Annotated in this window: 12 protein-coding genes; all 12 read left to right on the top strand. The window is 59.5% G+C overall.

Annotated elements, in window-relative coordinates; all coding sequences use genetic code 11:
- Nucleotides 1-11: 11 nt before the first annotated feature.
- The 12 genes from KDX37_RS05190 to KDX37_RS05245 all read left to right on the top strand — a co-directional run bounded on the left by KDX37_RS05190 (nt 12) and on the right by KDX37_RS05245 (nt 12,676).
- On the top strand, nt 12-1,226 hold the full coding sequence (locus KDX37_RS05190; protein WP_406641293.1) for a sensor histidine kinase: 1,215 nt from the start codon (nt 12-14) through the stop codon (nt 1,224-1,226).
- A complete protein-coding gene (locus KDX37_RS05195; protein WP_231651617.1) occupies nt 1,226-2,638 on the top strand; it encodes a sigma-54-dependent transcriptional regulator in 1,413 nt (470 codons plus the stop codon). The genes KDX37_RS05190 and KDX37_RS05195 overlap by 1 nt, the downstream gene beginning before the upstream one ends.
- Before the next feature lie 237 nt (nt 2,639-2,875).
- Nucleotides 2,876-3,205: a flagellar hook-basal body complex protein FliE gene (gene fliE, locus KDX37_RS05200; RefSeq protein ID WP_231651618.1), complete on the top strand. Its 330-nt coding sequence runs from the start codon at nt 2,876-2,878 to the stop codon at nt 3,203-3,205.
- Between the two features lie 15 nt (nt 3,206-3,220).
- Nucleotides 3,221-4,999, top strand: coding sequence for a flagellar basal-body MS-ring/collar protein FliF (gene fliF, locus KDX37_RS05205; RefSeq protein WP_231651619.1), 1,779 nt, complete (start codon nt 3,221-3,223; stop codon nt 4,997-4,999).
- On the top strand, nt 4,992-6,008 hold the full coding sequence (gene fliG / locus KDX37_RS05210) for a flagellar motor switch protein FliG (RefSeq protein ID WP_024689516.1): 1,017 nt from the start codon (nt 4,992-4,994) through the stop codon (nt 6,006-6,008). The genes fliF and fliG overlap by 8 nt, the downstream gene beginning before the upstream one ends.
- A gap of 15 nt (nt 6,009-6,023) precedes the next feature.
- Complete coding sequence (gene fliH / locus KDX37_RS05215; protein ID WP_231651620.1) at nt 6,024-6,836, top strand: flagellar assembly protein FliH; 813 nt, start codon at nt 6,024-6,026, stop codon at nt 6,834-6,836.
- Nucleotides 6,826-8,184, top strand: coding sequence for a flagellar protein export ATPase FliI (gene fliI / locus KDX37_RS05220; protein WP_231651621.1), 1,359 nt, complete (start codon nt 6,826-6,828; stop codon nt 8,182-8,184). Before fliH ends, fliI begins: the two co-directional genes overlap by 11 nt.
- 6 nt (nt 8,185-8,190) lie before the next feature.
- Nucleotides 8,191-8,640, top strand: a complete 450-nt coding sequence (fliJ, locus tag KDX37_RS05225) for a flagellar export protein FliJ (protein ID WP_231651622.1) — start codon at nt 8,191-8,193, stop codon at nt 8,638-8,640.
- A gap of 70 nt (nt 8,641-8,710) precedes the next feature.
- Nucleotides 8,711-9,013, top strand: a complete 303-nt coding sequence (locus KDX37_RS05230; RefSeq protein ID WP_231651623.1) for an STAS domain-containing protein — start codon at nt 8,711-8,713, stop codon at nt 9,011-9,013.
- A gap of 3 nt (nt 9,014-9,016) precedes the next feature.
- Complete coding sequence (locus KDX37_RS05235; RefSeq protein ID WP_231651624.1) at nt 9,017-10,714, top strand: SpoIIE family protein phosphatase; 1,698 nt, start codon at nt 9,017-9,019, stop codon at nt 10,712-10,714.
- 42 nt (nt 10,715-10,756) lie between these two features.
- Nucleotides 10,757-11,113, top strand: coding sequence for an Hpt domain-containing protein (locus KDX37_RS05240; RefSeq protein WP_231651625.1), 357 nt, complete (start codon nt 10,757-10,759; stop codon nt 11,111-11,113).
- 90 nt (nt 11,114-11,203) lie between these two features.
- Complete coding sequence (locus tag KDX37_RS05245) at nt 11,204-12,676, top strand: flagellar hook-length control protein FliK (RefSeq protein ID WP_231651626.1); 1,473 nt, start codon at nt 11,204-11,206, stop codon at nt 12,674-12,676.
- Nucleotides 12,677-12,683 lie beyond the last annotated feature (7 nt).

The following is a 12,683-nucleotide window of genomic DNA, read 5'->3' on the forward strand; positions in this document are numbered from 1 at the left end:
AGAGATGATCAATGTCCAACGCCGCCCAGATGACCTCCGACCTGAATCCTCCTATGCCACCCCTGCCGGAGCTGGAAAGTCGTCACGGGCTTGAGCAGGCGTTCTCGCTGTTCAGTCAGATGTCAGCGCAGCTGTCGGACTCCTACGGATTGCTGGAAGCGCGTGTCACCGAGCTCAAGGGCGAGCTGGCCCAGGCCGGTGAGGAGCGCCTTCAGGAGCTGGCGGAAAAGGAGCGCTTGGCCAACCGCCTGCAAAACCTGCTGGATCTGTTGCCCGGCGGCGTTATTGTCATCGATGGCATGGGCGTGGTTCGCGAGGCCAACCCGGCGGCGATCGATCTGTTGGGTCAGCCCTTGATCGGCATGCTGTGGCGCCATGTGATCAGCCGGTGTTTCGCGCCCCGCGATGACGATGGTCATGAAGTGTCTTTGAAGGACGGGCGCCGTCTTTCCATCGCCACGCGTTCGCTGGATGCCGAGCCGGGGCAGTTGGTGTTGCTTAATGACTTGACTGAAACTCGCCGTCTTCAGGAGCAGTTGGCGCGTCACGAGCGCTTGTCCTCGCTGGGCCGTATGGTCGCTTCGCTGGCGCATCAGATTCGTACGCCGCTGTCTGCCGCCATGATTTACGCCAGTCATCTGACGGAGCAGGCGTTGCCTGTCGAAACCCAGCAGCGTTTTGCCGGTCGCCTCAAGGAGCGTCTGCACGAGCTTGAGCATCAGGTGCGCGACATGTTGGTGTTCGCACGTGGCGAGCTGCCGCTGACGGACCGCTTGACGCCGAGTCATCTGTTTCAGGCGTTGCAAAATGCGGCGTCCACACATGTAGAGGGTGTGACGGTTCGTTGGCAGTGTGATCGGGTTGACGGCGAATTGCTGTGCAACCGCGATACGCTGGTCGGCGCGCTGCTCAATCTGGTCGAGAACGCGGTACAGGCCAGCGCCGGGAATACTCGCCTGAAGGTCCATGCCTACAGCCGTGGCAATACGCTGCGACTGTGTTTCAGTGACAACGGCAGTGGCATGGACCAGGCCGCATTGGCGCGCATTGGTGAACCGTTCTTTACGACCAAGGCCACTGGCACCGGCCTTGGGCTTGGGGTGGTAACCGCAGTTTCGCGGGCACACCAGGGCAGCCTTCACTATCGTTCCCGGTTAGGCCGCGGCACATGCGCCATCGTCAGCCTTCCGTTGATTCCTGCTCCCAGCACAGTGAGTGCCAGCTGATGTCGATCAAAGTGTTACTGGTCGAAGATGACCGTGCGTTGCGCGAAGCGCTGGGTGAAACCCTTGAATTGGGGGGCTACGGCTATCACGCGGTCGGGTCTGCGGAAGAGGCATTGATTGCAGTTGAGGCAGAGTCCTTCAGTCTGGTTGTCAGCGACGTGAACATGCCGGGCATGGACGGTCACCAGTTACTGGCGTCCTTGCGCAATCGGCACCCGCAATTGCCGGTGCTTTTGATGACCGCGCACGGTGCTGTCGAACGCGCCGTTGATGCCATGCGTCAGGGTGCCGCTGATTATCTGGTCAAGCCCTTCGAGCCCAAGGCATTGCTGGCGCTTGTGGCGCGGCATGCGCTGGGGCGTCTCGGGCCTGCCGATGGGGACGGGCCGATCGCGGTCGAGCCCGCCAGTATTCAGTTGCTCAACCTGGCCAGCCGCGTTGCAAAAAGCGACTCCACCGTACTGATTTCCGGCGAGTCAGGAACTGGCAAGGAAGTATTGGCGCGTTTCATTCATCAAAATTCACCGCGTGCCGATAAGCCGTTTATCGCCATCAACTGTGCCGCCATTCCAGACAACATGCTGGAGGCAACGCTGTTCGGGCACGAAAAGGGTTCATTTACGGGCGCGATTGCGGCGCAGGCGGGCAAGTTCGAACAGGCAGATGGCGGCACTATCCTGCTCGACGAGATTTCTGAAATGCCGATGGGGCTGCAGGCCAAGCTGTTGCGTGTGCTTCAGGAGCGAGAGGTCGAACGCGTCGGTGCGCGTAAACCGATCACCCTGGATATCCGTGTACTCGCTACTACCAACCGTGATCTGGCCGGTGAGGTAGCGGCTGGCAGGTTCCGTGAGGATCTGTTTTATCGTCTTTCGGTATTTCCATTGGCGTGGCAGGCGCTGCGTCAAAGGACTGCCGATATTCTGCCGCTGGCCGAGCGACTGCTGACCAAACACGTCAATAAAATGAAACATCCACCGGTTCGACTCTCTGCGCAGGCTCAGGACTGTCTGGTCAGTTATGCATGGCCGGGTAATGTTCGCGAGCTGGATAACGCCGTGCAGCGCGCATTGATCCTGCAGCAGGGTGGAGTTATCCAGGCAGAGGACTTCTGTCTTGCGGGGCCCGTCGCGTTGGCTGCGATAGCGGTGGCGCCTGCGGCAGTGGCGTCGCCTGTGAGTCTGGCGGGCGAGAGCGCAGCTATGGCCGTGCCCGCAGAAACAGTTGGCGCATTGGAGGACGATCTCAGGCGTCGCGAGTTTCAGATGATCATCGATACGCTGCGCACCGAGCGTGGCCGTCGCAAGGAGGCCGCCGAGCGTTTGGGTATCAGTCCGCGGACCTTGAGGTACAAGCTGGCCCAGATGCGTGATGCCGGTATGGATGTAGAAGGTTATCTGTTTGCCACTTGAGTGATGAACGGTGTTTGCGACCGTGATCCTGTGCGACATGACGGCCGTATAAGTGGCGTAGGGCAGGTGGAGCAAGCATCACAGCCTGGCGAAGTCCTTTAGCAATATATGTCGAGCAACATGGAATGTGGGGTATGTGGCACTTTGCCGCTACTTATTTGGCACCCTTGTTGCTATGTCTTCACTATCCGCTGAATCAGTGTCAAAAATTTGCGGGCCTTACGAGAGAAAATGTCCATGAGCCAAGGTGTTGAATTTAATCGCTTGATGTTGGATATGCGGGCCATGCAGATGGATGCCATGGCTGCCCCCAAGTCCGTGTCCGGTCCCCAGGAAGTGGGCGCCAGCAGTTTTGCCGACATGCTTGGCCAAGCGGTCAACAAGGTTGCATCTACCCAGCAGGCTTCCAGCCAGTTGGCCAATGCCTTCGAGATCGGCAAGAGCGGCGTTGATCTGACAGACGTCATGATTTCTTCGCAGAAAGCCAGTGTGTCATTTCAGGCGTTGACCCAGGTTCGCAACAAGCTGGTTCAGGCCTATCAAGACATCATGCAGATGCCGGTTTAAGGGACGTACTGAGTCATGGCCGAAGCAACAGCCGATCCCGTTCCTGCAAGAGCGGGCGACAAGAAGCCCCTGTTCGGGCTTTCTTTTCTGGAAAACCTTTCCGAAATGACCATGCTGCGTCAGATCGGCCTTATGGTCGGTCTGGCCGCGAGCGTGGCCATCGGCTTTGCCGTGGTGCTCTGGTCCCAGCAGCCTGACTATCGTCCGCTGTATGGCAGCCTTGCGGGCATGGACAGCAAGCAGATCATGGAGACTCTCACCGCTGCGAACATCAACTACACCGTGGAGCCCAACTCAGGCGCGCTGTTGGTAAAGGCAGATGACGTGCAGCGTGCTCGCATCCAGCTGGCCCAGGCAGGCGTTGTGCAGAACGACGCCAACATCGGCTTCGAGATCCTCGACAAGGATCAGGGGCTTGGGACCAGTCAGTTCATGGAAGCCACCCGCTATCGTCGGGGTCTTGAAGGTGAGCTGGCGCGTACGATCTCGGCCTTGAACAATGTCAAGGGTGCCCGCGTGCACCTGGCGATTCCGAAAAGCTCGGTGTTCGTGCGTGATGATCGCAAACCCAGTGCCTCGGTACTGGTCGAGCTGTATGCCGGTCGTTCACTGGAGCCGAGTCAGGTGCTGGCGATCATCAATCTGGTGGCCACCAGCGTTCCTGAGCTGAGCAAGTCACAGATTACCGTTGTGGACCAGAAGGGCACTCTGCTCTCGGATCAGGCCGAAAATACCGAACTCACCATGGCCGGCAAGCAGTTCGATTACAGCCGCCGCATGGAAGGCATGCTGACTCAGCGTGTGCAGAATATTCTTCAGCCGATCCTGGGCACTGATCGCTACAAGGCCGAAGTCTCGGCAGTGGTCGATTTCAGCGCGGTCGAGTCGACGGCTGAAAGCTTCAACCCTGACCAGCCAGCGTTGCGCAGCGAGCAGTCGGTCAATGAGCAGCGCTCCAGCAGCTCGGGTCCGCAGGGTGTGCCAGGTGCCTTGAGCAACCAGCCACCAGGCCCGGCCACTGCGCCACAGAACACCGGCGGTGCAGCAGGCGGTGCGGCAGCAGCCATCGCACCGGGGCAGCCACTGCTCGATGCGAACGGTCAGCAGATCATGGACCCGGCGACGGGGCAGCCTGCTCTGGCGCCGTACCCCGCTGACAAGCGCGTGCAGTCGACCAAGAACTTCGAGCTGGACCGTTCGATCAGTCACACCAAACAGCAGCAAGGCCGCCTGACGCGTCTCTCGGTCGCGGTAGTGGTCGATGATATGGTCAAGACCAACGCCGCCAATGGTGAGGTGACCCGTGCGCCCTGGAGTGCCGCAGATCTGGCGCGCTTCACGCGTCTGGTTCAGGATGCGGTCGGCTTCGATGCCAGCCGTGGCGACAGCGTGAGCGTTATCAACGTACCGTTCTCCAGTGAACGTGCTGAAACGCTGCCGGAAGCTTCGTTCTACTCGCAACCGTGGTTCTGGGACATCGTCAAGCAGGCTGTGGGTGTGATCTTCATTCTGATTCTGGTGTTCGGTGTGCTGCGCCCGGTGTTGAACAACATCACCACCGGCAAGAGCAAGGAGCTCTCTGGTTTTGGCGGTGACGCAGAGCTGGGCGGCATGGGTGGTCTGGATGGCGAGCTGTCCAACGACCGTGTCAGCCTCGGTGGCCCGCAAAGTATCCTGCTGCCTAGCCCGACTGAGGGTTACGACGCACAGTTGAATGCAATCAAGAGCTTGGTGGCCGAAGACCCGGGTCGTGTCGCCCAGGTCGTGAAAGAGTGGATTAACACTGATGAATGATCGAGCCGTGGTAGCCAAACTCAGTAAGGTCGAAAAGGCCGCCGTACTGCTGCTTTCTCTTGGAGAGACCGACGCGGCTCAGGTGCTGCGTCACATGGGTCCCAAGGAAGTCCAGAAAGTCGGCGTGGCCATGGCGCAGATGCGCAATGTTCACCGTGAGCAGGTGGAAGAGGTCATGAGTGAGTTCGTCGACATCGTCGGCGATCAGACCAGCCTGGGCGTCGGCTCCGATGGTTACATTCGCAAGATGCTCACCCAGGCATTGGGCGAAGACAAGGCCAACGGCCTCATCGACCGGATCCTGCTGGGCGGCAACACCAGCGGCCTGGACAGCCTGAAGTGGATGGAACCTCGCGCAGTGGCCGATGTTATCCGTTTCGAGCACCCGCAGATTCAAGCCATCGTAGTGGCGTATCTGGATGCCGATCAGGCCGGTGAAGTGCTGGGCCATTTCGACCACAAGGTACGTCTGGATATCATCCTGCGCGTCTCGTCACTCAATACCGTTCAGCCTGCGGCCCTTAAAGAATTGAACCAGATTCTCGAGAAGCAGTTCTCGGGTAACGCCAACACGTCGCGTACCACGTTGGGTGGTATCAAGCGTGCTGCCGACATCATGAACTTCCTCGACAGCTCCATCGAAGGCGCGCTCATGGATTCGATCCGCGAGGTCGACGAAGACCTTTCGGTGCAGATCGAAGACCTCATGTTCGTCTTCAACAACCTGTCCGACGTGGACGATCGCGGTATCCAGGCGCTGCTGCGCGAGGTGTCTTCGGACGTTCTGGTGCTGGCGCTCAAGGGTTCGGACGAGGCGATCAAGGAAAAAATCTTCAAGAACATGTCCAAGCGTGCCGCCGAACTGCTGCGCGACGACCTCGAAGCCAAGGGGCCGGTGCGTGTCAGCGATGTGGAAACCGCCCAGAAAGAAATCCTTACCATTGCGCGTCGTATGGCCGAGGCCGGCGAGATCGTGCTCGGTGGCAAGGGTGGCGAGGAAATGATCTAAGGATTCAGCCGACTCATGTCCAGCTCCAATAAAGAATCGGCCAGCGACCTCATTCGCGCCAAGGACGTCAGTGGCCTTGACCTCTGGGCCTTGCCCAGCTTCGATCCGCACGTAGAGCCAGAACCCGAGCCCGAGCCGGAACTGGTCGACGAGCCGATCGAGATGCAAGAGGTGCCTCTGGAAGAGGTACAGCCCATTACCCTGGAGGAGCTGGAAAGCATCCGCCAGGAGGCCTGGAACGAAGGCTTCGCCACGGGCGAAAAAGAAGGCTTTCACAGCACCCAGCTGAAAGTCAGGCAAGAGGCGGAAGTTGCGCTGGCAGGCAAAGTCGCCAGCCTTGAGCAACTGATGACTCACCTGCTTGAGCCTGTCGCGGAGCAAGACAAACAGATCGAAAAGGCCATGGTGCATCTGGTCGAGCATATCGCTCGCGAGGTCATCCGTCGTGAGCTTGCGACCGACTCGAGCCAGATCGCCGTAGTGCTGCGCGATGCCCTGAAATTGTTACCGATGGGCGCGCAGAATGTGCGCATCTTCATCAATCCTCAGGACTTCGCGCTGGTCAAGGCCATGCGTGAGCGCCATGAAGAAAGCTGGAAAATCGTCGAAGATGATGAGCTGCTGGCTGGCGGCTGCCGGATTGAAACCGAGCACAGTCGCCTTGATGCCAGCGTCGAGACGCGAATCGCTTTGGCATTCACTAAAATGCACGATCAATTGCATGAACAGGCGACCCATCCGGCACCGGCTGATACGCACCTCGAACTGGACGTTGCGCCTGCCTTGCCTCTGATCGATCCTGATTTGGAACCCTACGATGCGCCTTGATCGCACCAGTTTCGGCAAGCGGCTGGGGAGTTACGCTGACGCTATCGGCCTGCCTGCGCAGCCGGTGGTGGAAGGGCGTTTGCTGCGTATGGTAGGTCTGACGCTTGAAGCGGAAGGCTTGCGTGCTGCAATGGGCAGCCGCTGCGTAGTGATCAACGATGACAGCCATCACCCGGTGGAAGTCGAAGCTGAGGTAATGGGTTTTTCGGGTGGCAAGGTGTTCCTGATGCCAGTCGGCAGTGTCGCTGGTATTGCGCCCGGTGCCCGAGTGGTGCCGCTGGCCGATACCGGCCGCTTGCCCATGGGCATGAGCATGCTGGGCCGCGTACTGGATGGCGCGGGTCGCCCGTTGGATGGTCGTCCGCCTATCAAGGCTGAGGACTGGGTGCCAATGGACGGTCCGACAATCAACCCACTCAAGCGCGACCCCATCAGCCAGCCGCTCGATGTCGGTATCCGTTGCATAAACGGTTTATTGACGGTGGGGCGCGGTCAGCGCCTCGGCCTGTTTGCCGGTACCGGCGTGGGCAAGAGTGTGTTGTTGGGCATGATGACCCGCTTTACCGAGGCGGACATCATCGTTGTGGGTCTGATTGGTGAGCGCGGCCGCGAGGTCAAGGAATTCATCGAGCACATCCTCGGTGAGGAAGGCCTGAAGCGTTCGGTTGTCGTAGCCTCGCCGGCGGATGATGCGCCGTTGATGCGGCTGCGCGCTGCCATGTACTGCACGCGCATTGCCGAATATTTTCGCGATCAGGGCAAGAATGTTATGTTGCTGATGGATTCGCTGACCCGCTTTGCCCAGGCCCAGCGGGAAATCGCCCTGGCCATTGGCGAGCCGCCCGCCACCAAGGGTTATCCACCGTCAGTGTTTGCCCGTCTGCCCAAGCTGGTCGAACGTGCCGGTAATGCCGAAGCAGGGGGTGGCTCGATCACTGCGTTTTATACCGTGTTGTCCGAAGGCGATGATCAGCAGGACCCGATTGCCGACTCTGCGCGTGGCGTGCTTGACGGCCACATCGTGCTGTCACGCCGACTGGCTGAAGAAGGGCATTACCCCGCTATCGACATCGAGGCATCTATCAGTAGGGTCATGCCCGCCGTGGTCAGCCCGGAGCACATGGCCCGTGCCCAGCATTTCAAGCAGCTGTGGTCGCGCTATCAGCAGGCTCGTGACCTGATCAGCGTGGGTGCCTATGTGGCTGGCGGTGATCGGGAGACCGACATGGCCATCGCACTTCAGCCTGTGCTGGTGCGCTACCAGCGTCAGGGTTTGCACGACAACGAAAGCATGCAGGCCAGCGGCGAAGCGTTGGCTTCGGTGTTCGGCCCGGCTCCTGGCGGCTGATAGACCATGGCTCAGAGTCGAGCGGCGCGTCTGGCGCCAGTCGTCGAGATGGCGGAGGCCGCCGAGCGTGCGGCGGCCCAGCGTCTCGGGCATTTTCAGGGGCAGGTCAATCTCGCCAACAACAAGCTTCAGGAACTGGACCAGTTCCGCCAGGACTATCAGCAGCAATGGCTCGAGCGAGGCAGTGCCGGCGTCTCCGGTCAATGGCTGCTGGGTTATCAACGGTTTCTCAGCCAGCTCGATACCGCCGTCGCACAGCAGTACAAAAGCCTTGAGTGGCACAAGGTCAATCTGGAAAAGGCCCGTGGTGCCTGGCAGGCGTGTTATGCGAGGGTCGAAGGCTTGCGCAAGCTGGTGCAGCGCTACATGGATGAGGCACGCAAGCTGGAAGACAAGCGGGAGCAAAAGCTGTTGGACGAATTGTCCCAGCGGTTGCCCCGCCACGAACAGTTCTGACTGTGATGGGCAATTGCTCAGGCTGGTCTAAGCTCACATCGTCTCGGCGATGAAACACTTGAGGGATCCCATGACAGTGATATCCGAGCTTTCTCCCGACAAGCGGCAGCTGACGCTGCTGGTTGAAGGTCGTTTCGATTTTGCGATGCATCAAGCGTTTCGAAGCGCGTATGAAAGTTATCCTTACGACCTGAACTATGTGGTCGACCTTCGCGATACGCATTATCTGGACAGCTCGGCATTGGGGATGCTGTTGCTGTTGCGCGATCACGCTGGCGGCGAAAGGGCTCAGGTCCGACTCATCAATTGCACGTCTGATGTCTTCAAGATCCTGGCCATCTCGAATTTCTCCAAGCTGTTCCAGTTGAGCTGACGCTTGCTCCCGGTACCGAAAGGCTTGCGCATTCTGATCGCTGACGACAGCGCCAGCGACCGGTTGCTGCTCGCCACAATCGTGGCGCGGCAGGGGCATTGGGTGTTGAGTGCTGCCAATGGGCTGGAGGCCGTGGCGTTATTCAGTTCCGAACGCCCACATCTGATTCTGATGGACGCAATGATGCCGTTGATGGACGGCTTCGAGGCGGCGCGACGGATCAAGGCCATGGCCGGTGAAGCGCTGGTGCCGATCATATTCCTGACGTCACTCACCCAGGGTGAGGCGCTGGCGCGTTGTCTGGATGCTGGTGGCGATGACTTCATCTCCAAACCTTATAACCCGTTGGTGCTTGCCGCCAAAATCAACGCGATGAACCGTCTCAGGCTGCTGCAGGAGACGGTTCTTCAACAGCGCGACCTGATTGCGACGCACCACGAATACCTGCTCAATGAACAGCGTGTCGCCAAGGCGGTATTTGATCAGATCGCGCACTCGGGGTGCCTGGGCGCGGCCAATATCCGTTATCTGCAGTCTCCTTACGCGTTGTTCAACGGCGACCTGATGCTGGCGGCCTACACGCCCGCCGGGCATATGCATGTACTGCTCGGTGACTTCACAGGGCATGGCCTGCCGGCTGCCGTAGGTGCCATGCCGCTTGCTGAGGTGTTCTACGGCATGACCGCCAAGGGCTACGGCCTTGTGGAAATACTCAGAGAGATGAACGCCAAGCTCAAGCGCATCCTGCCGGTCGACATGTTTTGCTGCGCTACGCTGCTGTGCGTCAATCTCGAGCGGCGTCAGGTCGAGGTCTGGAATGGCGGTCTGCCCGATGGCTATCTGCTGCGGGCTGACCGGAGCGAGCGAGTCCCGCTGGCCTCGCGTCATCTGCCCCTCGGTGTGCTCAGTGTCAATGGTTTCGATCCTCGTACCGAGGTTCATCCGTTGGCTCCGGGTGACCGTATATTCCTGCTGTCCGATGGCGTGCTCGACACCAGCGACAGTCAAGATCAGTTGTTTGGCGTACAGCGCTTGCGCGACGTACTGGCGGCCAACCTTCAGCCAGACTTGTTGATCGAAGAGATTCTTCAGGCATTGAATGATTTTGGCGGCAAGGCGCGTGACGACGTCAGCCTGCTGGAGATCACGGCCACAGATGAAGTGTCTGATTCGTTGCCGACGCTGACCTATTCCGATAGCGGAGCATCTAGCCCGCTGGACTGGTCGGCCAGTTTCGAGTTCAGGGCCTCCACCCTCAGACGTTTCAACCCTTTGCCCTATGTATTGCAACTGCTGCTGGAGGTGCACGGTCTTCGCAGTCAGGGCGGAGCGCTGCATGCGGTGATGGGCGAGCTCTACAGCAACGCGCTGGAGCACGGTGTGCTGGGGCTTGATTCGTCGCTCAAACATGATGCCTCTGGTTTTGCCCGCTATTATGAACAGCGGGCCAAGCGTCTTGACGAGCTTCAGGACGGCTTTGTCCGAGTAACTGTGCAGATTGAACCCATGGGGCAGGGTGGTCGTCTGACCATCAGTGTCGAAGACAGTGGTGACGGATTCGATGCGCCTTATGTCCTGAACCTTGAACCGGCTGAAGACGAGCTGTACGGTCGGGGAATGCGATTGGTGCGTGAACTGAGCCGTCAGGCTCGATGGTCTACGGATGGCAGGACGGCCAGCGTGGAATTTTTCTGGGAGTGAGTGGCATAATCGGCCCCGGAGTCTTGATCAAGGAGTGAGCAAGTGTCGATTCATCTGGATTACAGCGTGTTAAGTGCCTTGCAGGACGTCATGGAGGATGAGTATCCGACGCTCGTAGACGTGTTTCTCAAGGATTCCGAGCTTAGACTCGCGCAGTTGCGATCCGCGGCTGAAGATCGTAATCCGGACTTGCAGGCCTTGAGCCTGACGGCCCATAGCTTCAAGGGCAGCAGCAGCAACATGGGCGCGTTGCGCCTCTGCGAGCTCTGTCGTCAGCTTGAAGAACAGGCCCGCCAGCAGAAAAGCTCGGGGGTGGCGGAGTTGGTCGGCAAGATCGATACCGAGTATCTGACGGTTCGACGGCTCTTCAACGCTGAGCGCCAGTTCTTTATCAATTGACCTGCTCAGTGCTGCATATCAATCGTCATTTGTGCATTGGCCCGTATCTTGCTTTTACCACGGTAACAAGCAGCTCATGCGGAGACCAAAATGCCCCTCGCTACCAACGCACTTCTTCAGGCCAACACGACCGCGGCCTCCCGGTCGAGTACCGCCAACAATGCGCTCAAGCCGACTGACAGCAGCAAGGACGGGGCTTCCAGCTTTTCCAACGTCTATGCCAAGCAGGCCAAGGACGCAGTTCCTGCCCGCGATGACGTGCAAACCAAGGCGGGTCGCGACAAGGTCGTGCCCGACAAGGACAAGGTAGCGAGCGGCAAGGGCAAGCCCGATGACGACAAGACTGCTGCCGCTGACCAGTCGACGGTTGCCGATAGCGGCAACGACTTGCCTGGGGTGGTCGCCACGGCTGATACCGATGACGGCAAAGCAGACGCTGACGCCGCGTTGATCGATGCTCAAGCAGCAGCTGATGCCCAGGCGTTAGCCGACCTGGCGAACTTGAATGCTCAGGTCGTTGTCGATCCGGCTCAAGACCCGGCACTTCAAGCCATGGCAGCGCAGGGCCCGGCTTTGACCGTGATTCCCGTGGCCACCAATCCTGTCACCGAGGTGAAAACGTTACCCCTCGTCGGCACGAAGGCTTCTGCAGGCATTGATCCGAAGGCTTCGCCTTTGGTCTCTGGCGCTATTGCCGCACCTGCTGTGGTGGAAGAAGCGTTCAACCCCGACGCCGATCCACTGGATGGCCTGGACGCGGTGCAACTGGCGCTGGAAAACGCATCTGCCAAGACCCAGGTAGCCGGACAGAGCACTCAGGCCGCCATTAAGGCGACACCGTCCAGCTCTGAAGCAGATCCCGCGCAGAATGTCGCCAATAACCTGGCGGCGTTGACCGAACAGAAGCCCTCGGAAGATGGCAGTACAGAAAGCAGTGACAAGTCTTTCAGTGGTCTGATTGGTGAGGGCCTGAAAGACGTCAAGAGTGCTGCCGGCGATACGCGCGTCGATAACTTTGCCGACCGCCTTGCCGCCTTGAGTCAGGCCGCCCAGCCTGCCCGGGTTGCCGCAACGCCTTCCAGTGCTCCGTTGATGAGCCAGCCACTGGCCATGCACCAGAGTGGTTGGACTGAGGGGATCGTTGATCGAGTGATGTACTTGTCGAGTCAGAATCTGAAGTCGGCGGATATCAAGCTTGAACCAGCCGAGCTGGGTCGTCTGGATATTCGCGTCAACATGGCGCCGGACCAGCAGACTCAGGTGACGTTCATGAGCGCACACTTGGGCGTACGTGACGCGCTCGAAAGCCAGGTGTCGCGACTGCGTGAGTCGTTCGTCCAGCAAGGGCTTGGCCAAGTGGACGTCAACGTGTCGGACCAGTCACAGCAACAGGCCCAGCAGCAGGCTCAGGAGCAGGCCAATCGTGCTCAGCGCGGCGGACGCGGCAGTGGCATGGGGTCTGGCGATGCGCTGGATGACAGTGCGACGGTCGATGCGGCGATCCCGGTCAGTCAGCCAGCGGCACGCGTGCTGGGTACCAGCGAGATCGATTACTACGCCTGACGCTCGC

The sequence above is a fragment of the Pseudomonas californiensis genome (genome assembly GCF_021147775.1).
In the GTDB taxonomy this organism is placed as follows: Bacteria; Pseudomonadota; Gammaproteobacteria; order Pseudomonadales; family Pseudomonadaceae; genus Aquipseudomonas; species Aquipseudomonas californiensis.

Coding starts and splice junctions, on each gene's coding strand:
- KDX37_RS05190 (WP_406641293.1), top strand. CDS start 12: ATGTCCAACGCCGCCCAGATGACCTCCGACCTGAATCCTCCTATGCCA.
- KDX37_RS05195 (WP_231651617.1), top strand. CDS start 1,226: ATGTCGATCAAAGTGTTACTGGTCGAAGATGACCGTGCGTTGCGCGAA.
- fliE (WP_231651618.1), top strand. CDS start 2,876: ATGAGCCAAGGTGTTGAATTTAATCGCTTGATGTTGGATATGCGGGCC.
- fliF (WP_231651619.1), top strand. CDS start 3,221: ATGGCCGAAGCAACAGCCGATCCCGTTCCTGCAAGAGCGGGCGACAAG.
- fliG (WP_024689516.1), top strand. CDS start 4,992: ATGAATGATCGAGCCGTGGTAGCCAAACTCAGTAAGGTCGAAAAGGCC.
- fliH (WP_231651620.1), top strand. CDS start 6,024: ATGTCCAGCTCCAATAAAGAATCGGCCAGCGACCTCATTCGCGCCAAG.
- fliI (WP_231651621.1), top strand. CDS start 6,826: ATGCGCCTTGATCGCACCAGTTTCGGCAAGCGGCTGGGGAGTTACGCT.
- fliJ (WP_231651622.1), top strand. CDS start 8,191: ATGGCTCAGAGTCGAGCGGCGCGTCTGGCGCCAGTCGTCGAGATGGCG.
- KDX37_RS05230 (WP_231651623.1), top strand. CDS start 8,711: ATGACAGTGATATCCGAGCTTTCTCCCGACAAGCGGCAGCTGACGCTG.
- KDX37_RS05245 (WP_231651626.1), top strand. CDS start 11,204: ATGCCCCTCGCTACCAACGCACTTCTTCAGGCCAACACGACCGCGGCC.